Here is a 19,402-nt window from a genome sequence, read left to right as displayed (position 1 = left end):
TATTCGTTGATAACCGCTCACGCTAACTAACAAAGCCATTCTGCCGCCAAGCCTCAAACACGCTTACGGCCACGGCGTTCGATAGATTCAAACTCCGTTGACCCTCGCGCATAGGCAGGCGTAGGCGTTGCTCGGGTGGGAAACCATCTCGCAAGTCTGCAGGCAGGCCAGCGGTTTCAGAGCCGAAGAGCAGCCAATCTCCTGCTGCGAAAGTTTGCGAAAACACGCTATGGCTACCGCGCGTGGTGAAAGCGAAGATGCGGTTGGGTTTAGGTTGGCAGGTGCTCAGAAAAGCTTGCCACGAAGCATGCTTGTGAGTGGAAGCGTATTCGTGATAATCCAGCCCTGCGCGACGCATGTAGCGGTCTTCCATGGAAAAGCCCAGCGGCTCGATCAGGTGCAAAGTGCAGCCGGTGTTGGCGCATAGGCGGATCACGTTGCCGGTGTTGGGCGGGATTTCGGGTTGGAACAAGATCACATTGAACATGGCTGTATTGTCGTGCAGCTGGGTCACCCAGTTAAACTTAAGGGAAAGCCAAAACTCTGATGTCTCTCTTCAAATCCGCCTCTCTCGTCTCTGCCTGGACGCTAGCTTCGCGCATCACGGGCTTGGTGCGTGAGCTGGTGGTGGCTGCGATGTTTGGCGCATCAGCGATGACGGATGCATTCAATGTGGCCTTCCGTATTCCAAATTTGTTGCGTCGCCTGTTTGCCGAGGGCGCGTTCAGCCAAGCTTTTGTACCCGTGCTCGCAGCGAGCAAAGAGAAAAACGGCGAGGAGGCGACCAAGCAACTCGTGGATCAAGTCGGCACGGTGCTGCTTTGGGCTTTGATCATCACCTGTGTGATCGGCGTGGCTGCTGCGCCGCTGCTGGTTTGGGCGATGGCCAGTGGCTTGCAGCAAACGCCGCGTGCGTTTGAAGTTTCGGTGCTGATGACCCGATTCATGTTCCCGTACATCGCCTTCATGTCACTGGTGGCGCTGTGTTCGAGCGTGCTCAATACTTGGAAGAAATTTGCTGTGCCTGCGGCCACGCCCGTACTGCTCAATGTGGCGATGATTGCAGCGGCTTGGCTGCTTGCGCCTCAGCTCAAAGCGCGAGGCATTGAGCCAATTTATTCGCTCGCCGCTGGCGTGATGCTGGGCGGCGTCATGCAGTTGGGTGTGCAGCTGCTGGCCTTGAAGAAGTTAAATTTGCTACCAAAATTTAAGCTCAATCCACGTTTAGCCGGCGAATACACTGCGCAGCCTGCTATCAAAAACATACTAACCCTGATGCTACCCGCCCTGCTCGGCGTGAGCGTGGCGCAAATCTCGCTGCTGATTAACACGCAAATCGCCTCGCATCTGGCCACAGGCTCGGTGAGCTGGCTGAGCTTTGCTGATCGTTTGATGGAATTTCCTACGGCCATGCTAGGCGTGGCTTTAGGTGTCGTTCTCATGCCGCAGTTGGCCGCGGCTAAAGCCAGCGGTGATCACGACAAATTTTCTTCGATGATTGATTGGGGGCTGCGCCTCGTGGTGCTGCTCGCTGTCCCAAGCGCTGTGGCCTTGCTGTGCTTTGCCACGCCGCTGGTGGCTGTGCTGTATCACTATGGCGCATTCAAGGGCACGGATGTGCAGCAAGTGGCGCTGGCGCTCATGGGCTATGGCTCTGGCTTGCTTGGCCTTGTGGCGATCAAGGTGCTCGCACCGGCTTACTATGCCAAACAAGACATCAAAACACCCGTGAAGATCGCTGTGGTGGTCTTGATCTTCACGCAAATCTTGAACTATTTTTTAGTACCCCATCTCTTGCATGCAGGCCTTGCGCTTTCCATTGGCTTAGGCGCGATGCTCAATGCACTTTGGTTGCTGATAGGTTTGCTGCGCAGCAAAACCTATGCGCCAAGTAAGGGCTGGGGTTTGTTTGCGATTCAAGTGTTGGCGGCGAGCAGCTTGCTGGCGGTTTTTTTATTGTGGAGTGCGCAGGCCGTGGATTGGGTGGCGATGCAGAGCACTTATTTGCAGCGGATCGGGCTTCTCGCCGGCGTTCTGTCTGCATCAGCTGCTATCTATTTTGGAGCATGCTGGGCATCGGGTCTGAAAATCCGCGCCTTGCTAAAAAGGTAATTCATGATCAAAGCGATACCTGTTCACTATCTGATTGAAGCAGCCAATGTGCATGCACATCTGTGGCGCGTGACGCTCACTGTGGCGAAGCCCGCAAGATTGCAAACCGTGAGCCTGCCAGTTTGGATTCCGGGCAGCTACATGGTGCGCGAGTTTTCTAAGCATGTGCAAAACTTGTCTGCCAGCCAAGACGGCAAAGCCTGCGCCGCAGAGCAACTGGATAAATGCACTTGGCGCATCAAGAGCAGCACGGCCAAGCCTTTGGTGATCAGCTACGAGGTGTATGCCTTTGACAATTCTGTGCGCACGGCTTGGTTAGATGCTCAGCGTGCGTTTTTCAATCCCACCTCACTGTGTTTGCGCGTCGAGGGGCAGGAAGAAAAAGAGCATGGTCTCTCTCTAAACGCTATCAATTCAGAAGCACTCTGCGCAGTATTTACGCCGGCAAAACCCCTAAAACCCTCTAAAAAAGCATCTCATAAGCTGCTGGGCGAGTATGTGTTTGAGGATTACGATCATTTGGCCGACACGCCTTTTGAAATCGGTTCAGATCAGCAGTGCTGGCACGGCAGCTTCACGCTGCGCGGTGTCAAGCATGAGTTTGTGGTGAGCGGTGCGCCAGCTTCTTTTGATGGCGCGAGATTGCTGGCCGATACGAAAAAAATCGTTGAGGCCGAATTGCAGTTCTGGCACGGCAAAGATGCGCAACCCCCGTTTGACCGCTATGTGTTCATGCTCAATGCGGTGGATGATGGCTACGGCGGCTTAGAGCATCGTGCCAGCACAGCGCTGATTTGCAGCCGACGCGATCTGCCGCGTATCGGCATGACCAAACCATCTGAAGGCTACACCACCTTGCTCGGCTTGATCAGCCACGAGTATTTCCACACGTGGAATGTGAAGCGCCTAAAGCCCCAAGAATTTTTGCCCTACGACTACGCCCAAGAAAGCTACACCCAGATGCTGTGGTTCTTCGAAGGCTTCACGAGTTATTACGACGATCTGATTCTGCGCAGAGCCGGTTTGATTGATCAGACGCAATACCTGCGCCTGCTCTCCAAAGCCATCAATCAAGTGCAGCAAACGCCTGGGCGCAAAGTGCAAAGCGTGGCGCAGGCCAGCATGGATGCTTGGGTGAAATACTATCGGCAAGACGAGAACACACCCAATGCCACGGTGAGCTACTACACCAAGGGCTCTTTGGTGGGCTTGTGTTTTGATCTCAGCTTACGCAAAGGTGGAAAGGGAAGCAAAACCACTTCGCTCGATGAGGTGATGCGCTTGCTATGGAAACAATCCAAAGCCTCTGAGAAAGGCCAAGGCGGTATCACCGAGGCAGATTTCGCTGCAGCCCTGCAGCAACTTTCAGGGCGCTCCTATGCGAAAGAGATCGCCGCTTGGGTGCATGGCACAGGTGATTTACCTTTGCAAGAGTTACTCGAAGCGCATGGCGTGAGCATGACAGCCGAGCCAGGCGCTTCTTTGCCCATGGCGCAGCGTCTGGGGTTGCGGGTGAGTGAATCCAGCGGCAGCCTCATTATCAAGAATGTGCTGACGGGCGGCTTGGCCCAACAGGCTGGCTTCGCCCCAGGTGATGAGTGGCTGGCTGTGGATGATTGGCGCATACATAAATTGGAAGATCTGGCTTTGCTGTGCGGCAATGCGGCCAACACCACAGCCACAGTTTCCCGCGACAAACGCTTGCTCAGACTCCAGCTCACGCTGCCGGGCGCATCCACTGAGCCCAGCAGCAGCTGCATGCTGCGCAGCACCAAAGATGAACCCTTGAGCGCATGGCTGCTTGGCTAAAACCGCTCCTGCTGGCTCTGCTGGCTGCGCTGCTGCTTCACTTGCTAGGCTTGATCGGGGTTGGCTCGCAAATGCAAAGCGCAGGTGCTTTAGCGCAGAAGACCGATCCGTTGTTCACACGCACGATTGAAGCAGCCTCTCCTCAAGCTGATTCGCCACCCCCTGAGCCACCCCCTCCGCCGCCCGCGCCGCCGCGTGCGCCTCGCGCTGCAGTGATCAGCAAATCTCCCGTCACAGAAACCCTCGCCACGCCCTCACCTCCTCCTGCGCCTGAGCCTGTTGCCACTGAACCTGCTGCGCCCAGCACCACCGTCGCCATCAACACACCGACCGAGACTGTCACAACTGCCCAAGCCACGCCCTCACAAACGCTCACCGCCCAGCCTGCAGGCCAGGCCGACAGCCTGCTCATCACAGGCAACTGGCCGGCAGACACGCGCGTGAGCTACAAACTCACCGGCTACTTTCAAGGCGAGCTGTTTGGTACTGGCCAAGTGCAGTGGACACGCGAGGGAGAGAACAACGAACGCTACCAAGTGCGCGTGATTGTGGACGCCGGCCTGTATGAGCTGCGCATGACAAGCCAAGGCCGGGTCAGCCCGCAAGGTTTGCTGCCAGAAGCGTTTGAAGAATATTCCAAGCGCATCTTGGCCAACCCGCGCATCCGGCCTTTGAAACTGGAAGACCATGATGTGATTTTGGAAGGTAATCGCCGCGTTCCACGACCAGCCGCAGAGCCGCTCGCCGTACAAGACACCGTAAGCCAGTTCATTGATATCGGCCACCGCTTCACCGAAGGCCGCGCCAAGCTCCAAGAGGGGCAAACGCTGCGCATCTGGCTTGGCCGCCCCGGCGGCTTGGATGAGTGGGTCTATGACATTGGCCCCGCCGAGACCATGAATTTGCCGCGCATTGGGCCAGTGACAGTGCATGAGTTCAAACCGCGCCCCTTGGCCAATCCGCGCGGAACGATCACCATGAGCTTCTGGCTCGCCCCCAGCTTGCAATACCTGCCTGCGAAAATACGCATCCAACTCAATCCCGAGGCTTATGCCGAGTTGATTGCAGATCAGATTCAACAACGATGAATGAGAGCCCCTTATGAGCACCGCATTTCCTACCGCAATCGCTGGCAGCCTACCCAAACCCGCTTGGCTTGCTGAAACCAACAAACTCTGGCCGCAATGGAAGAGCCAAGGCGATGAGCTAAGCCAAGCCAAACTCGATGCCACCCTGCTCTGGATCAAAGCGCAAGAAGATGCCGGCCTGTCCGTGATCGGCGATGGCGAGCAATCACGCCAGCATTTCGTACACGGCTTTTTGGAAAAAGTCGAAGGCATTGATTTCGCTAACAAGGTGGAGATGGGCATCCGCAACGACCGCTACAAAGCCATGGTGCCTCAGGTGATCGCGCCCTTGAAGCTCAAGGGTCGCGTGCATGCGGCGGAAGCACAGTTTTGCCGCGCACATACGAATCGCCAGCTCAAATTCACCCTGCCCGGCCCGATGACCATGGTCGATACCGTGGCAGATCGCTTCTACGGCGATCGCGTGAAGATGGCTTTTGCATTCGCTGAGTTGCTCAACCAAGAAGCCAAAGCCCTGCAAGCGGACGGTGTGGACATCATTCAGTTCGACGAGCCCGCGTTCAACGTCTATATGGCCGAGGCCGCAGACTGGGGTGTGAAAGCCCTAGAGATTGCCTGCGCTGGCCTCACTGCGAAGAAAGCCGTGCACATTTGCTATGGCTACGGCATTGAAGCCAACAACCAATGGAAAGCCACGCTGGGCGAGGAATGGCGTCAATACAGCCAAGTCTTCCCCGCGCTGGCCAAAAGCAGCATCGATCAAGTCAGCCTGGAGTGCTTCCATTCGCACGTGCCGCCTGAGCTGATGAAATTGCTCGATGGCAAAGAAGTCATGGTCGGCGTGATTGATGTGGCAAGCTCAGAGATTGAAACGCCTGAGCAAATTGCTGAGACCATCGGCCAAGCCCTGCAATTCGTGCGCAAAGACAAGCTGATCGCCTGCACCAACTGCGGCCTCGCTCCGATGAGCCGCGAGGTAGCCATGCAAAAGCTACAAGCCTTGGCAGAGGGCGCGAAGCTGGCTGGATCACGGTTTTTATAAGAATTTATAAGCCAAATCGGCATATCGCCGGCATAGAACCTGCGCAAAGTGCTATTACTTTCATAGTGCAGAACACGCACATTTCCCTGCGATAATCATGGCTTCTTAAGCAGTGGGCCTATAGCTCAGTTGGTTAGAGCAGGGGACTCATAATCCCTTGGTCGGGGGTTCAAGTCCCTCTGGGCCTACCACTCGAATGAAAAAACCCGCTTGTCCTAAAGGTGCAAGCGGGTTTTGTTTTTTGCCAGCGGCGCTTCAGATTTTGATCAGCGACTGAGCTGGCATCCAATGGGCAAAGCAAGGCAGGAGTGCATTGATACGCTGTGCTGCTTCGTGTTGGCTGATGTGGCGAGAGATGAGTTGATGGATATCGCTGCGCAGCATCCAGAGCTCTTTGACTTCACGCGTGCTGCGAACTTTGTAACGCAGACGCTCGGCATCTTTGTTGTCGATATCTTGAAAGCACAGCTCGACTTTGAGCTTGACTTCAGAGACGCTCATTTTTCTTTTGGCAGCCTCATCCTGCGCTTTGCTACGGCGAAAAGGCATCGACAAATTAAAAGATCTCGATTCACCGCGGCCATGGCCGAGGGGATCGAAACCCGAGTTTTTGCTCATGGCAAGGATCACTTTCTGGTCTCTGGTGCGGCTGCTTGTGGCGACCGACAGTTCGCTTGTTTGAACCGGTATGGTTATTTCAAAAGCGTTTTTGCTTCACACGTATTTTGAAGCCGACGGGTCAAAAAATCTAGTGTTAACCCTTGGTTTTTTAGTGAATTAAATCACGGAAGCGCTTTTGGCACTCGACTTAAGTCGGGCTCAGCCAAGTCTGCGGGTTCAGACTGCGCAACTGAATCAAGTCATCGAGAAAGCGTGAAAGCCTATTTTTTAGCCAATGCCAGGCATTGCGCTAACAGCGTTTGATCGCCAATTTGATTGGCCAGAATCAGGATCAGTCTGGCGTTGAGGGCAACTGAGGCATCAGCGCTTAAGCCCTCGTGCGCATCCAGCAGGGCCTCATAAAAGCCATCTGGGTCACTGAACTGATTCTCCAACTTCGGGGTGGCCTGCGTTTGCTTCATGGCTTGACTCCATGCACAGCAGCCAACGCAGTATCGAGCGCTTGAAGGCCAGCATCTTTCGTTTCTCGCGCAGCGAGGTAGCTGTCAGGGCGAATCAGTGCCCAACGCGTGTTGCTGCTGCCTCCGCAGGCCTGCAACAGTTTGCCCTGCCTGTCCACGATCTGCTCTAGCCAAGCGGTTTGCGGAATTGGAGTCACCAGCACGGCGCGCAACTTGTTGCCCAAGGAGAGGTTTTGCACTTTCTGCAGCAGGCCAGCTGGCAAGGGCGCATCGCTCCAGATCAAGAGCAGCGGCAGGCCGCTCGCCCATTGCAGAATTTGATTGAGTTGCCCCGCACGGCCATTGCACCATGCAAAGCTCACGTTTTGCACCGAATGGCTCTGTGCTAGCTGGGGTGAAGTGATAGGAGAACTTGTATACGGATTGGCCACCGCCATGCGCCCAGTGTTGACCAAACCACGCGCGAAGGCATGCTTCTTGGCCAGTTCAATCGTGGCGTTGCGAAACACGCGCTCCATGCCATCTTGCGGGCGCAGGAAGCGCGCGGTTCGGTTGGTCACTTGCACATTGGTCTTGGCAGCTTCGTGGCGCTCGGCGTGATAGCTGTTCAACAGCTTTGGAGTTGCCCTGCCCTGCACCACGGCGGCCAGCTTCCAAGCCAAATTATCTGCATCCGCAATGCCGGTGTTGCCGCCACGCGCGCCGAAGGGGCTCACAACTTTCGCACTGTCGCCCATGAAAAACACTTCGCTCTTACCAGCAGTTGCGCTCATGCGATCCACACATTCGCTGCGATAAGCATAAGGCCCGACCCAGACGATATCCACCTGCGTCTCTTTGCCAAACTGCTTGGCTAAGCGCTCGCGCACCACATCTTCGCGGCTCACATAAGCTGGATCCGCATCAGGCGCCATTTGGTAATCAATGCGCCACACATCATCGGCCATCAGATGTTGCCAGACGGCGCGGTTGTCGTTAAACGGCGCTTCAATCCAAGTGTGGCGCTCTTTCGGGGGATGTGTGTTGAAGCGCACATCAGCAATGCACCAGCGGTCATCGCCCTTCTTGGTGGTTTTCTTCACGCCTAGCCAATCATGGAAAGGGCTGCGTGAGCCGGTGGCATCAATGATGAAATCGGCTGTAGCGCAGTATTCACCCGCGGGAGTAGCTATCACAAATGTAGCGATATTGTTTTTGATCTCGAATGATGTGACGCGGTTGTTCCAGCGAATCTGCGCATGGCCTAATTCGTTGATGCGCTCTACCAAGAAGCCTTCGTTGTAAAACTGCTGGATATTGATGAAGGCAGGTTGCACGCTCAAATTGAAGTTGCCTTGTGCTTTCAGGTCAAAGTTATAGACCTCATCCTCGCCCGCAAAGGTGCGCCCCACGCTCCACTGAATGCCTTTGGCTTTGATGCGCTCGTAAATCCCCAGCTTGTCAAAAATCTCCAGCGATTTTTGCGTGTAGCAAATGCCGCGGCTCGACGCGCCTTTCACACCAACGGTGTTGTCTTCATCCAGCAGCACGCAATCCACGCCCAGCTGAGCGAGCGAGCAAGCGAGCGTGAGCCCAGTCAGCCCACCGCCCACGATCAAGATACGGTGATGCTCTGTGCGCCCCGTGCGCACGGCATCGGGGATCACGGCTTCGTATTCAGGCAATGTGTAGCCATCGCCTTGGCTAAATTCATAGCCGTTGGTGAATGTTGTTTCAGTCAGGGTCATTTTTGAAGCCTAAAGTGCTTTTCGGCGGCATAGAATCTGCGCTGAATGCTATCAAATGAATAGTATTCAACTCTTGATTTGCGTTGGATGTGGCACTTGGCTTCATGGTGAACTGCTTGAAAATCAATCGGCAGAAATCCCTGCCTCTTTGATGTTCTTGTGCCAAACACGCACATCTACTGCAATAAACGCACTCGTCAAACCTGCGTCGCTAGAGAGAATTTCCCAGCCGTTGTCTGACAAGTTTTTGCGCACCGCGTTCTGCCCCATGGCCGATTGCATGGCATTGCTCAAACGGGTTTGCACATCCTTGGGTGTGGCAGCGGGCACCACGAGGCTTTGCCAGATGTAAGCCTCCAAATCTTTGTAGCCCAGCTCGCTCACAGAAGGCGCATCGGGTGCAACATTCACACGACGATTCGCGAAAGTGGCCAACACTTGCAGCTTGCCCGATTTGATGTGCGGCAAAGCGCTGGGCAGATCAATCACCGCCAAATCCACCTGCCCGGCCACCACATCTTTGAGCGCCGCAGCATCGCTGCCAAAAGGCACGCGAACGAAAGGCACTTCAGCGCGCTTCTTGAAGGTTTCCATCGCCACATGAAAGGGGCTGCCCACGCTGGGTGAGGCGTACGCAATTTTGGGTTGTGCAGTTTTGGCTTTATCGAGCATGTCTCGCACATGCTTGAAGCCAGCGCCCGGATGCGTGACCAGCATGAGCGGCGCGCGCGCCATCACGCCCAGGGGTGCGAGGGCTGCCGCGTCATATGGCAGCTTTTTGTAGAGCGCTGGGTTGTAAACCATCACGCCGTTGTCTGCGGAAAAGATGGTGTAGCCATCCGCGGGTGCAGCAAGCATTTCAGCCACCGCAGCGGCTGAGCCCGTGCCAGGCTTGTTATCCACATTCACGGCCTGCCCCAATTGGCTGGCCATTTGCGCGCTGACTTGCCGCACCATCACATCCGAGCCACTGCCCGCACCAAAGCCAGCGAGCATACGCACTGGCTTGTTGGGGAAGTTTTGTGCGAAAACGGAGGCAGACACTGCGCCTGCGAGCACGACAAAAGCCAATAAAGAGACCGGTTTTTGAAACCAAGCCAGACGGGAGGATGGATGGGAATGTTTCATGAGCGATATCCTAAACTGAACATTTGCTTACGCAAGAAGTGCGCCAGTCTAAAGTTATCGCTCGAAAACACGCTCAGGGTAATCATCGAAAAACACACAAACAATGGAGCATTAGCCGCGCTAATTCAAGCCCGGCTCAGCAGCTCAGGGCGATCATTGGTTTGCGGCTTCAAAGAGGGCACGGGTTGGCCCGCCGCCAAAGCCGCATCGCGCTCCGCGCGCCAAGCCTTCTTGCGCGCCGTCCATTCATTCAGCCGCGCATGCGCCGTCTTGCTCTCTTGCAGCATCTGAAATTCATCGGCCAATTGCGCTGTGAGCTCCAAACGAATGCCATTCGGATCAAAGAAATAAATGCTCTTGAAGATGTGGTGATCGGTCACGCCCAGCACCTCTACGCCAGCAGCTTGTAAGCGCGCCTTCATCGCCTCAAGATCAGCCACGGTGTTCACCCGAAAGCTGATGTGATTCACCCACTTCGGCGTATTCGGGCTCGGCTCAGCGGCGGTGTCGTCGCCCAAATCAAAGAAGGCGATGAAGCTGCCGTCTTGCAGGCGGAAGAAGAAATGCGTGTAGGGGCAAAACTCCCCCGTGGAAGGCACGATATCGCTTTGGATGATGTGATACATCGGCAAGCCCAGCACATCTTCATAAAAACTACGCGTCTCCTCCGCATCGCGGGCGCGGTAAGCGTAGTGATGCAGCTGCTGGACTTGCGCTGGCGCAGGCAGGCTTGCTTTCATGCTTTCGGGAATGGCGTAAACCTTCATGGCAGGCTCCGATAATTTCACTAATCATAACGCATTTACTAATGCGTAATTTTCTTCGTGCTAACTGCTTCGCCTACACGCCACCCGCTCGCCTGCCACGTGGCGTGCCCGAAAAAGCCGAGGACTGTCTTTTTCAGCGAACCGTGCATGGTTTCCCGAGCTGCTGATCTTTTGTGGCGATGATTACAGGGCTGGCCGCGCCCGACCAAGACAGTCTTCGTTTTTTCAGACCCATCACGCAGCGGATCTGCTCCTATAGCTGCCTTCTTATTGGTGCCGTAATTATCGATCGCGATACTCTTCGTAGTATGCAAACATATCAGCTATGTCAGAGCCAGCACCACTTTTCGGTGAGTTATCTACGTTATCGCATAGATCAGACAACACAGAATGAAATGGAATCAGTTCGATGCCATAACTGGCAATTAAAGTCAGCTCTGCATGGTGCTTGACTTTGCCATGCACAAATTGGAAGGTCCATTGCAAATCTGGCCATGCTCGATTCCGAGCGAGTATTTTCGTGTCTTTCAAGAATTTCTTGTTGACCCAAGCCGCAACTGATATAGGCAATGCCTCATCAGGTCGCCTCCATGCCGATGTCTTACCTTTACCGTACAACTTGGTCTGATCAGAGGTCAATGAAGAGATATAAGCGATTGGATTTACGCTCATTTGTACTTCAACGTGACGCGCTTCTAATCCTAAGCCGTTTTTCCTAGGACGAATTGCAAGTAAATCCAGTTCGTCAACACCCGCACGCACGCCACGAACAGTAAAGAATCCTTGACGGTTCAGCCATTCTTCGACGAGTGATTCTGCGAGTAATGCCATAAAGATGATGGAGTAATCGAATTCAACTAATCATAGTCATCTAAACATGAGGACACCGATACTTAGGTGCAATTTTCAGCGAACTAACCTTATTAATCCGCCGCGTGATGGGTCTGAAAAAACGAAGAATGTCTTGGTCGGGCGCGGCCAGCCATGTAATCACCGCTACAAAAGATGGCAGCTCGGGAAACCATGCACCGTGCTCAGAAAAAGACAGTCCTCGGCTTTTTCGGGCACGTCACGTGGCAGGTGAGCGGGTGGTGTGAAACGCGAAGCGGCTCTCAAGTCAAATGCTGTGCGAAGAAAGCCAAAGTTCGCTCGCGCGCCAACTTAGCACTCGGCTCATCATAAGAAGCACGCTCATCGCAGTTAAAGCCATGTTTGGCGGGATAGATGTACACCGTGGCTTGCGGATAGGCTTTCTGCAACTCAGCTACGCCATCCATCGGCACGTAATCATCACGGTCGGAGAGATGAGCTATCACGGGGCAATGCAGTGCGCCGCTGAGTTCTTTCGTCATGCCGCCACCGTAGTATGGAGCGCTGGCAGAGAGACCTTGGAGTTTTTGCGCGGCGCGCCAGCTCATGAGGCCGCCCCAGCAATAGCCGACGATGCCTACTTTGAGAGTCTTCGGTGCGCCGGCGGCTTTGCCTGCGCGAGCAGCGTGGTCTATCGCGGCTTGCACGTCACCTAGCAATTGCGGCAGGAGCGCTTCGGCTGCGGCTTTGAGGGCGAAGCCTTTGGGCATATCCTCTGGCGTGTAGCCCAGCTCTGTGCCCGCGGCTACGCGATGAAACATGGCGGGGGCGATCACGAAATAGCCTTCTTTCGCATAGCCATCAGCGACGTTGCGGATATGACCGTTCAAACCAAAGATTTCTTGTAATACAAGCACTGCACCTTTTGGTGTGCCTTGTGGCTCAACTTCATAAGCAGCGATTTGCGCGCCATCAGCGCTGGTTAAGTGGATCATCTGTCCCATTGCAAACTCCTTCAAGACATCAATTTGCGCTCGACAAAATCCAAACGATCTTGCCCCCAAAACATTTCGCCATCCACCACATAGCTGGGTGCGCCAAACACGCCTATCTCGATCGCCTTTTGCGTATCAGCGTCATAGCGTGTCTGCACGGCTTGACTGTGTGCTTGCTCGATGCGTTCGGCGGATAAGCCAAGGCTTTGCAAGATTTCTGCAAACGTCAATTCGGAAGCAATATTTCGCTCTTGCACCCAGCAAGCCTTAAAAACAGCTCCCGCCACGCGCATGGCCTGCGCCGTGCCATCGTGGATATCCACAGCAATGATCAGCTTGGCCGCATCATCACCGCCCACTGGAAAATACTTGGGTTGAATATTCATCGGTAATTTCAAATGTTCACTGAAGCGCTTGAGCTCCAGCAGGCGATAGGCTTGGCGCTGTGGCGCACGCTTAGGAAGAGGCAAGCCGCCCGAGACTGGAAACACGCGGCCCAGATCAACAGGCAAGATGCGCACAGTTGCGCCTGCTTTGGCAGCCATCGCGGCAAAGCGCTCATGGCCGAGATAAGTCCAAGGTGATTGGGGTGCGAAGTAATAATCAACGGTCTTGCTCACGAGTCATCCTCAAATGTTTTGTTAGAGTCGCAAACTGTACCCACAAAATCATTTCTCTGCTGAAGACACAAGCCATGCCCCAAACTCTCCTGATCACTGGCGCTTCACGCGGCATTGGCGCTGCCACCGCCATCCTCGCCGCCAGCCAAGACTGGCAAGTGGCGGTCAACTACGCTTCAAATTCGCTCGCGGCGGATGGCGTGGTGCGCCAAATACGCGCAGCAGGCGGTGTGGCCATTGCTGTGCAAGCAGATGTGAGCATTGAAGCTGATGTGTTGCGGCTTTTTGAAACAGTGGATGCCAAGCTAGGTAGGTTGGATGGTTTGGTGAACAACGCAGGCGTTGTGGATTTGGCTCAACGCGTAGATGAAATGAGCGTATCACGCCTCTCGCGCATGTGGGCGACGAATATCACCAGCAGTTTCATGTGTGCAGCGCAGGCCGTGCGGCGCATGAGTACGAAGTATGGTGGCAATGGTGGTGCGATTGTGAATGTCTCTAGCGTGGCATCGCGTTTGGGCTCACCTGCGCAATATGTGGATTACGCCGCGAGCAAAGCAGCGATAGACACTTTCACGCTTGGTTTGGCCAAAGAAGTGGCCTCCGAGGGCATTCGTGTGAACGCCGTGCGCCCTGGCATCATCGATACCGATATCCACGCCAGCGGCGGCGATCCAGGCCGCGCTGCTCGTATGGCTGCGCAATTGCCTTTGCAACGCGCAGGCACTGCTGATGAAATCGCACAAGCCATTCTTTGGCTTCTCTCCGATCAAGCAAGTTACACCACAGGCACATTGCTTGATGTGGCGGGTGGGCGCTGATGGAAAACATTCTCCTGCTCGAAGACGATAGCGCGATTGCCAGCACCATCGTGTATGCGCTGGAGCGCGAGGGCTGGAAGGTGCAGCATTGCTTGCTGCTGCGAGAAGCGCGTGGCTTGATGGCTTTGCAAGCGTATGCCCTTTACCTTCTGGATGTCGGCTTGCCTGATGGCAATGGGCTGGATATTTGCCGCGAGCTGCGCAGTGGACAACACGGCAAGGGTGATGCGAGAGTCCTGATGCTGAGCGCACGCGGCGAAGAAATGGATCGCGTTCTCGGCTTGGAGCTGGGCGCAGACGATTACATGGCCAAGCCTTTCAGCCCGCGCGAGCTGGTGGCGCGTGTGCGGGCGCTGCTTCGTCGCGCTGTGCAAACGCCTGAGCCGCCAAGTGTGTTTACGCATGATGAAAGCGGCCAACGCATCAGCCTCAAGGGTGCTTGGCTGGATTTAACCAAGCGTGAATACGGCGTGCTCGCCTTGCTGCTCGCAGCAAAAGGCCGCATCCTATCTCGCGAGCATTTGTTCGAGCGCGTCTGGGGGCTGGAGACAGACAGCATGGATCGCACGGTCGATACCCATATCAAAACCTTGCGCGCCAAGCTCAAAGCCGTTGATCCGCAAGAGTTCATCACCACGCATCGTGGCATGGGCTATTCGCTCGACATCGTGAAAGCTAAAGTGTGAAGCTCGGCATCCGTTTGCTGTTTGTGTTTTTCGTGCTCAATGGCATCTTGGCTTTCTTCGTGCTGCGCGTCTTCAGCGCCGAGATCAAGCCCAGCGTGCGCGAGGTGATGGAAGACATGATGGTGGATACAGCCAACATCCTTGCCGAGCTGGCCACCGAGGATGTGCGAAGCGGGCAGGTGAAAGAAGGCGCATTTGCCAAGCAGGTGATGCAATACGCGGGCCGCCCGATTGACGCGAAGATTTGGGGCTTTTCCAAGCAATCACTGGATTTCAGAATTTACGTGACCGATGTGAAAGGCATCGTGCTCTTTGATTCAGAGAACGTCGCCCAAGGCCAAGACTATTCCAAATGGCGCGATGTGGCGCGCACCCTGCGTGGCGAATACGGTGCCAGGGCCACGCGCGAGGTGCAAGGCGACGATAAGACCGCGGTAATGTATGTGGCCGCGCCAGTACTCGATGGCGAGAAAATCATCGGCGTACTCACCGTGGCCAAGCCGATCAGCGCTGTGCAAGATTTCATTGATCGCGCGGAGCGCAAAGTGCTGGTCAATGGTTTGCTGCTGATTGCGCTGTCAGCACTTGTAGGCGTGATCGTGACGCTCTACACCGTCTGGAACATTCGCAAATTGCGCCGCTATGCCCAGCAGGTCGGTCAACCCGTGGCAAATGGCCTCGCCATGCCGCAAATGCCCAATGCGCCCGGCGAGCTGGGCGATCTGGCTCGCGCGATGCAGGCCATGCGCGAGCGCTTGGAAGGCCGTGATTACATTGAAAACCACGTGCGCGCCTTGACGCATGAGCTCAAAAGCCCAGTCGCAGCCATCCGCGCCTCAGGTGAATTGCTCGAAGGTGATTTGCTGCCCGCAGACAGGCAGCGCTTTGCCGCGCAAGTCGTGGCGCAAAGCCAGCGCTTGGAGCGCATTGTGGCGCAGATGCTGCATCTCTCGCGGCTAGAACAGCAAGCCGCGTCTGGCGGGCGTCTGTTGCAACTGACACAGCAGCCTTTGTACGATGTGGTGGTACGTGCCATTGCACAATCACAGTCATCAATTGCTATCAAAAGAATAGCTGTTTGCGCAGATTCTATGCCGGCGAATGGCCAATTTGATTCAAAAATTGAAGCAGATTTACTGCTTTTGGCTATTTCTAACCTGCTGGATAACGCGATAGATTTTTCGCCTGCAGGCAGCACCATCCATGTGCAGCTCAGCCGTGAAGAAAACTGGCATGTGATCCAAGTGCAAGACACAGGCTGTGGCGTGCCCGATTACGCCTTACCCCGCCTAGGCGAGCGTTTCTTCAGTACTCCCCGCCCCAACGGCGAGCGATCTGGCAGCGGCTTGGGTCTCGCCATCGTGCGTGAGATCATGCGATTGCATGGCGGGCAGTTGCGTTTGGCCAATACATCTGCTGGATTCCGCGCAGAGTTGTTGCTGCCCATCTAAAGTAGTTCACCACCGCTTCACAAACTTCAATCTGCGCTCACGCAAGTGCTGCACAGTCGCTTCGTTCACAACAACGGAGCGACGATGAAAAATACCCTTCTTCCCAAACTACTCACGCTGGCCGCCGCCACCGCGCTACTGGCGATATTTCTGCACATGATCCAAGGCATCATTTCAGAGCGGCAGCATTATCGGCAAGAGGCCTTGAACAGTGTGAGCCAGAGCGTGGCAGGCGCGCAAACACTGCTCGGGCCCGTGCTGCATATGAGCTGCACCGAGAGCTGGGATAAGCGCTTGAAAGATGGCGCGAGTAGCGAAGAAAAGCGTGAGTTCATTCTCACCAGCACGCCACAAACACTCCATGTGCAAAGCCAAGTGACCACCGAGGCACGTTCGCGCAGTATTTATCAAGCTAAGGTACTGAGTACCAAAGCCTTGCTGAAAGCGAGCTTTGAGCCGGGTGACACGCTCAAACCCAAAAACACGGTCATAGGCTCACGCCTGCAATGCGGCGCGCCCATCCTGATGCTCGCGCTGGATGATCCACGCGGTATCCGGCATGTGAGTGCGCAATTCAATGGGCAAGACTACAAGCTCAAAGCCGGCACGCTTCACCCCACTTACAAGCGCGGCATGCATGCTGCCTTGCCACCTGCCGCTGTCACCGCGAGCGAGAAAGGATGGAGCGCGGATCTCACCGTGGAATTCGTTGGCACACAACAGCTCGGCATCGTGCCGCTGGGCGAGACGACGAGTATCAAGATGAGCAGCAACTGGCCTCATCCTTCATTCACAGGCCGCTTCGCGCCTTCAGAGCGCAACATCAGCCCCGGGCAGGGCTTCACAGCCGAATGGCGGCTCAATGCGGTGGCTACCAATGCTGGTGAGCTCGTCAGTCAAGCCAAGCCTTTATGCGGTCAACAAGAAGCGAGCGAAAAAGACTGCGCAGAAAGCGTGCAAGTGGCCTTCATCGAGCCTGTCAACGCCTATTCGCTCAGCGACCGCGCCAGCAAATACGGCCTGCTCTTCGTCGTGCTCACCTTCGTCGCCGTCGGTTTGTTTGAAGTGATGAAAAAGCTGCGTGTGCATCCTGTGCAATACCTGCTGGCCGGCGCGGCGATTTGCACCTTCTTCCTGCTGCTCGTCTCGCTCAGCGAGCACATCGGCTTTGCTCGCGCGTATGCGGCTGGCGCAAGCGCCACGGTGCTGCTGCTCACCTATTACGCCAGCTACATGCTCGGTGGCAAATTGCGCGGCCTGCCTTTTGGCGCAGGTATCGCGCTGATCTATGCCTTCATGTATGTGCTGCTGCAACTGGAACAAACCGCACTGGTGATGGGTTCGGTGATGCTCTTTATCGCTTTGGCCATCGTGATGACATTGACTCGGAAGATCAATTGGTATGAGCAGTTTGCCAACAAATCTACGCCAGCAGTTGCTCCAGAGGCTGCGTAACTGGAGGCCGCATCGGGCTTATCGGACAGTGCTGTGAACATGGTAGGCTTGATGAAATTACCTCATCAAGCCCATCATGGACACCAAAGCCCTCGTCACCCTGCTGGCCATCGTCAATCCGCTGGCCTGTGTGCCATTTTTCATTCACTACACACAAGGCTTTTCGCGCGAGCAAAGGAAGCGCACGATTTTGGTGGCGAGCTTCAGTGTGTTTGTGGTCATTGCGCTGAGTGCTTTGCTGGGGCTCAAGCTCTTGGAATTCTTTGGCATCACCTTGGCGAGCTTTCAGGTGGGTGGTGGCATGCTCTTGCTCACTTCATCTTTGGCGATGCTGAACGCACAACCAGCAGAAGCCAAATCCGCGCAGGCCGATATGAGCGATGCAGAGATGGCCGCTCGTACCAGTATTGCCGTCGTGCCACTGACGATCCCTTTGCTCACTGGCCCTGCCACGATGTCTACCGTGGTGATTTACGCCGAGAAAGCGAAGACGTTTTTGCAGCTGGGCACGCTCGTTGGTTACGGTATCGTGATTGCTTTAGCTACGTTCGCATGCTTCGCTCTTGCGCAACCGATTGCCCGCATTCTCGGCAAAACCGGCATCAATGTGATGACTCGTCTGATGGGTCTGATCTTGGCTGCACTTGCTGTTGAAGTGATGGCTGATGGCTTAGTCAAACTCTTCCCGACACTGGGTAAATAAGCAGCCGATTTGTTAAGTGCGTGACATTCGCACGGATTTCTGCAGATTCGCCGCTAAACGGTCATACGCAAGTGACGATAGGTGTAACCCGGAAGCGTTTCCGTACGTTACATTTCCAACATCCAGTTTGTATACATCGTGCGTATTTAAACTGTGTCCAATTTCTTTTCTTAAGGATTCATCATGAAAAAGATCGCTCTTGTGGCTGCTATGACCGCTGCTCTGGTTTCTTCATTTTCTGCACATGCTGTTACTGCCACGGACATCTTCAATGTCAACATCACTTTGACGGCCAATTGCAGTTTCCAAACAACCGCAGCAGATATTGACCTCGCCTACACATCATTTCAGGCCGCAAACGTGACCGGCAACACAAGTTTCGCGGTGCGTTGCACCAACAACTTGCCATACGCCCTGAGTCTTGATCGCGCATCTACCGATACCGGAACTGGCACAACCTATTCCTACACCGACGTGACAACCAACTTGAACTACACCTTGGCATTGTCTGCAGCAAGTGGTACCGGTAACGGTGGAAACCAATCATACACAGTCAACGCCACCATTGCTGGATCGCAATCAGGCAACTGCGCCACCCCTGGCACCTTGGCTGCCGCAGGTACTTGCAACAACTCGGCTGGTACTGACAAAGCACGCACCGTGACCATCACCTACTGATTGTTTCGGCTGCTACAAGCGAAGCCTTATCATGCGCACTCTGTTGACTTGGACATTGGCGGCCGGTCTGGCTACTGCCAGTACCGCTGCTACCAGATCCGACTCATTCAGCGTCAACATTCAATTGCGTGAATTGGCCAGCAGTATCTGTGTCAGCACGAGCCTGAGCCAACAAACCAATGCCTTGGTGCGCGTCACCTGCCAAGGCAATCAGTTCGTGAGCATTGAGCAAAATGTAGCGCGCCCATTTGTGGGCACGCATGGTGGCGCTTACCGCTTTGCTTTCTCAGGAATCGGCACTGTGCCAGCAGGTCTGCTCCATCCGGGCGAGCTCGACCATTGGGTTGGCCAAGGGACAATCACAGCACTTCGGGTACTGAATTTGACCGAACGAGACGAGCGGCTCGAATTGTTGGTAAGCTTTTGAG

General features: G+C 55.0%; 20 protein-coding genes and 1 tRNA gene. 12 read left to right on the top strand and 9 right to left on the bottom strand.

The annotated features are described in order from the left end of the window. Nucleotides 1–22: 22 nt before the first annotated feature. The gene (trmL, locus tag KIH26_RS10610; RefSeq protein WP_213445045.1) at nucleotides 23–487 is read right to left on the bottom strand and encodes a tRNA (uridine(34)/cytosine(34)/5-carboxymethylaminomethyluridine(34)-2'-O)-methyltransferase TrmL; all 465 of its coding nucleotides are present in this window, start codon (nucleotides 485–487) and stop codon (nucleotides 23–25) included. A 59-nt stretch (nucleotides 488–546) separates the two neighbouring features. Between trmL and murJ the strand changes: the two genes are divergently transcribed. The 5 genes from murJ (at nucleotide 547) to KIH26_RS10585 (ending at nucleotide 6,242) form a co-directional block, all read left to right on the top strand. Further along, a complete protein-coding gene (murJ, locus tag KIH26_RS10605) occupies nucleotides 547–2,112 on the top strand; it encodes a murein biosynthesis integral membrane protein MurJ (RefSeq protein ID WP_213445043.1) in 1,566 nt (521 codons plus the stop codon). Nucleotides 2,113–2,115: 3 nt separating this feature from the next. Next, nucleotides 2,116–3,921 (top strand): M61 family metallopeptidase, encoded by a 1,806-nt coding sequence (locus KIH26_RS10600; protein WP_213445041.1) that lies wholly within the window; start codon nucleotides 2,116–2,118, stop codon nucleotides 3,919–3,921. Further along, the gene (locus KIH26_RS10595) at nucleotides 3,906–5,009 is read left to right on the top strand and encodes a DUF3108 domain-containing protein (RefSeq protein ID WP_213445040.1); all 1,104 of its coding nucleotides are present in this window, start codon (nucleotides 3,906–3,908) and stop codon (nucleotides 5,007–5,009) included. The genes KIH26_RS10600 and KIH26_RS10595 overlap by 16 nt, the downstream gene beginning before the upstream one ends. Nucleotides 5,010–5,022: 13 nt before the next feature. Beyond that, nucleotides 5,023–6,051: a methionine synthase gene (locus tag KIH26_RS10590; protein ID WP_213445038.1), complete on the top strand. Its 1,029-nt coding sequence runs from the start codon at nucleotides 5,023–5,025 to the stop codon at nucleotides 6,049–6,051. 114 nt (nucleotides 6,052–6,165) lie between these two features. Then, a tRNA-Ile gene (locus tag KIH26_RS10585) sits at nucleotides 6,166–6,242 on the top strand. A gap of 64 nt (nucleotides 6,243–6,306) precedes the next feature. Here KIH26_RS10585 and KIH26_RS10580 read toward each other — a convergent pair. The 8 genes from KIH26_RS10580 to KIH26_RS10545 all read right to left on the bottom strand — a co-directional run bounded on the left by KIH26_RS10580 (nucleotide 6,307) and on the right by KIH26_RS10545 (nucleotide 13,180). Next, nucleotides 6,307–6,600 carry a hypothetical protein gene (locus tag KIH26_RS10580; RefSeq protein WP_213445036.1) on the bottom strand — a complete coding sequence of 98 codons (294 nt, stop codon included), beginning with the start codon at nucleotides 6,598–6,600 and terminating at the stop codon, nucleotides 6,307–6,309. Nucleotides 6,601–6,932: 332 nt separating this feature from the next. Beyond that, nucleotides 6,933–7,133, bottom strand: coding sequence for a DUF2783 domain-containing protein (locus KIH26_RS10575; protein WP_213445033.1), 201 nt, complete (start codon nucleotides 7,131–7,133; stop codon nucleotides 6,933–6,935). Continuing rightward, the gene (locus KIH26_RS10570) at nucleotides 7,130–8,860 is read right to left on the bottom strand and encodes an FAD-dependent oxidoreductase (RefSeq protein ID WP_213445031.1); all 1,731 of its coding nucleotides are present in this window, start codon (nucleotides 8,858–8,860) and stop codon (nucleotides 7,130–7,132) included. The genes KIH26_RS10575 and KIH26_RS10570 overlap by 4 nt, the downstream gene beginning before the upstream one ends. Before the next feature lie 123 nt (nucleotides 8,861–8,983). Next, the gene (locus KIH26_RS10565) at nucleotides 8,984–9,988 is read right to left on the bottom strand and encodes a Bug family tripartite tricarboxylate transporter substrate binding protein (protein ID WP_213445029.1); all 1,005 of its coding nucleotides are present in this window, start codon (nucleotides 9,986–9,988) and stop codon (nucleotides 8,984–8,986) included. Nucleotides 9,989–10,113: 125 nt separating this feature from the next. Continuing rightward, nucleotides 10,114–10,755 (bottom strand): VOC family protein, encoded by a 642-nt coding sequence (locus KIH26_RS10560; RefSeq protein WP_213445027.1) that lies wholly within the window; start codon nucleotides 10,753–10,755, stop codon nucleotides 10,114–10,116. 282 nt (nucleotides 10,756–11,037) lie between these two features. After that, nucleotides 11,038–11,586 carry a hypothetical protein gene (locus KIH26_RS10555; protein WP_213445026.1) on the bottom strand — a complete coding sequence of 183 codons (549 nt, stop codon included), beginning with the start codon at nucleotides 11,584–11,586 and terminating at the stop codon, nucleotides 11,038–11,040. A 281-nt stretch (nucleotides 11,587–11,867) separates the two neighbouring features. Beyond that, nucleotides 11,868–12,569 carry a dienelactone hydrolase family protein gene (locus tag KIH26_RS10550; protein ID WP_213445024.1) on the bottom strand — a complete coding sequence of 234 codons (702 nt, stop codon included), beginning with the start codon at nucleotides 12,567–12,569 and terminating at the stop codon, nucleotides 11,868–11,870. An 11-nt stretch (nucleotides 12,570–12,580) separates the two neighbouring features. Continuing rightward, nucleotides 12,581–13,180: a 2-hydroxychromene-2-carboxylate isomerase gene (locus KIH26_RS10545; RefSeq protein ID WP_213445022.1), complete on the bottom strand. Its 600-nt coding sequence runs from the start codon at nucleotides 13,178–13,180 to the stop codon at nucleotides 12,581–12,583. 74 nt (nucleotides 13,181–13,254) lie between these two features. Here KIH26_RS10545 and KIH26_RS10540 point away from each other — a divergent pair, with 74 nt between their 5' ends. From KIH26_RS10540 to KIH26_RS10510, 7 genes are all read left to right on the top strand, one after another. Further along, nucleotides 13,255–14,001, top strand: a complete 747-nt coding sequence (locus tag KIH26_RS10540) for an SDR family oxidoreductase (RefSeq protein ID WP_213445020.1) — start codon at nucleotides 13,255–13,257, stop codon at nucleotides 13,999–14,001. Next, nucleotides 14,001–14,687 carry a winged helix-turn-helix domain-containing protein gene (locus KIH26_RS10535; protein WP_213445018.1) on the top strand — a complete coding sequence of 229 codons (687 nt, stop codon included), beginning with the start codon at nucleotides 14,001–14,003 and terminating at the stop codon, nucleotides 14,685–14,687. The genes KIH26_RS10540 and KIH26_RS10535 overlap by 1 nt, the downstream gene beginning before the upstream one ends. After that, nucleotides 14,684–16,138, top strand: a complete 1,455-nt coding sequence (gene creC / locus KIH26_RS10530; protein WP_213445016.1) for a two-component system sensor histidine kinase CreC — start codon at nucleotides 14,684–14,686, stop codon at nucleotides 16,136–16,138. The genes KIH26_RS10535 and creC overlap by 4 nt, the downstream gene beginning before the upstream one ends. Before the next feature lie 84 nt (nucleotides 16,139–16,222). After that, on the top strand, nucleotides 16,223–17,593 hold the full coding sequence (gene creD / locus KIH26_RS10525) for a cell envelope integrity protein CreD (protein ID WP_213445014.1): 1,371 nt from the start codon (nucleotides 16,223–16,225) through the stop codon (nucleotides 17,591–17,593). Nucleotides 17,594–17,669: 76 nt separating this feature from the next. Further along, nucleotides 17,670–18,296 (top strand): MarC family protein, encoded by a 627-nt coding sequence (locus KIH26_RS10520; RefSeq protein ID WP_213445012.1) that lies wholly within the window; start codon nucleotides 17,670–17,672, stop codon nucleotides 18,294–18,296. A 183-nt stretch (nucleotides 18,297–18,479) separates the two neighbouring features. Further along, nucleotides 18,480–18,974 (top strand): spore coat protein U domain-containing protein, encoded by a 495-nt coding sequence (locus tag KIH26_RS10515; protein WP_213445010.1) that lies wholly within the window; start codon nucleotides 18,480–18,482, stop codon nucleotides 18,972–18,974. 31 nt (nucleotides 18,975–19,005) lie between these two features. After that, nucleotides 19,006–19,401 (top strand): hypothetical protein, encoded by a 396-nt coding sequence (locus KIH26_RS10510; RefSeq protein ID WP_213445008.1) that lies wholly within the window; start codon nucleotides 19,006–19,008, stop codon nucleotides 19,399–19,401. Nucleotide 19,402: the final 1 nt, after the last annotated feature.

Origin of the sequence: Variovorax sp. PCZ-1 (genome assembly GCF_018413605.1) — a bacterium.
Lineage (GTDB): Bacteria > Pseudomonadota > Gammaproteobacteria > Burkholderiales > Burkholderiaceae_C > JANMDU01.
The sequence above is the reverse complement of the archived record's forward strand: the minus strand, read 5'-3'. Positions and strand labels throughout refer to the sequence as shown.

Bases quoted from the DNA above. Each gene is read 5' to 3' on its own strand.
- trmL (WP_213445045.1), bottom strand. From the start codon at position 487: ATGTTCAATGTGATCTTGTTCCAACCCGAAATCCCGCCCAACACCGGC.
- murJ (WP_213445043.1), top strand. From the start codon at position 547: ATGTCTCTCTTCAAATCCGCCTCTCTCGTCTCTGCCTGGACGCTAGCT.
- KIH26_RS10600 (WP_213445041.1), top strand. From the start codon at position 2,116: ATGATCAAAGCGATACCTGTTCACTATCTGATTGAAGCAGCCAATGTG.
- KIH26_RS10595 (WP_213445040.1), top strand. From the start codon at position 3,906: ATGGCTGCTTGGCTAAAACCGCTCCTGCTGGCTCTGCTGGCTGCGCTG.
- KIH26_RS10590 (WP_213445038.1), top strand. From the start codon at position 5,023: ATGAGCACCGCATTTCCTACCGCAATCGCTGGCAGCCTACCCAAACCC.
- KIH26_RS10580 (WP_213445036.1), bottom strand. From the start codon at position 6,600: ATGCCTTTTCGCCGTAGCAAAGCGCAGGATGAGGCTGCCAAAAGAAAA.
- KIH26_RS10575 (WP_213445033.1), bottom strand. From the start codon at position 7,133: ATGAAGCAAACGCAGGCCACCCCGAAGTTGGAGAATCAGTTCAGTGAC.
- KIH26_RS10570 (WP_213445031.1), bottom strand. From the start codon at position 8,860: ATGACCCTGACTGAAACAACATTCACCAACGGCTATGAATTTAGCCAA.
- KIH26_RS10565 (WP_213445029.1), bottom strand. From the start codon at position 9,988: ATGAAACATTCCCATCCATCCTCCCGTCTGGCTTGGTTTCAAAAACCG.
- KIH26_RS10560 (WP_213445027.1), bottom strand. From the start codon at position 10,755: ATGAAGGTTTACGCCATTCCCGAAAGCATGAAAGCAAGCCTGCCTGCG.
- KIH26_RS10555 (WP_213445026.1), bottom strand. From the start codon at position 11,586: ATGGCATTACTCGCAGAATCACTCGTCGAAGAATGGCTGAACCGTCAA.
- KIH26_RS10550 (WP_213445024.1), bottom strand. From the start codon at position 12,569: ATGGGACAGATGATCCACTTAACCAGCGCTGATGGCGCGCAAATCGCT.
- KIH26_RS10540 (WP_213445020.1), top strand. From the start codon at position 13,255: ATGCCCCAAACTCTCCTGATCACTGGCGCTTCACGCGGCATTGGCGCT.
- KIH26_RS10535 (WP_213445018.1), top strand. From the start codon at position 14,001: ATGGAAAACATTCTCCTGCTCGAAGACGATAGCGCGATTGCCAGCACC.
- creD (WP_213445014.1), top strand. From the start codon at position 16,223: ATGAAAAATACCCTTCTTCCCAAACTACTCACGCTGGCCGCCGCCACC.
- KIH26_RS10520 (WP_213445012.1), top strand. From the start codon at position 17,670: ATGGACACCAAAGCCCTCGTCACCCTGCTGGCCATCGTCAATCCGCTG.
- KIH26_RS10515 (WP_213445010.1), top strand. From the start codon at position 18,480: ATGAAAAAGATCGCTCTTGTGGCTGCTATGACCGCTGCTCTGGTTTCT.
- KIH26_RS10510 (WP_213445008.1), top strand. From the start codon at position 19,006: ATGCGCACTCTGTTGACTTGGACATTGGCGGCCGGTCTGGCTACTGCC.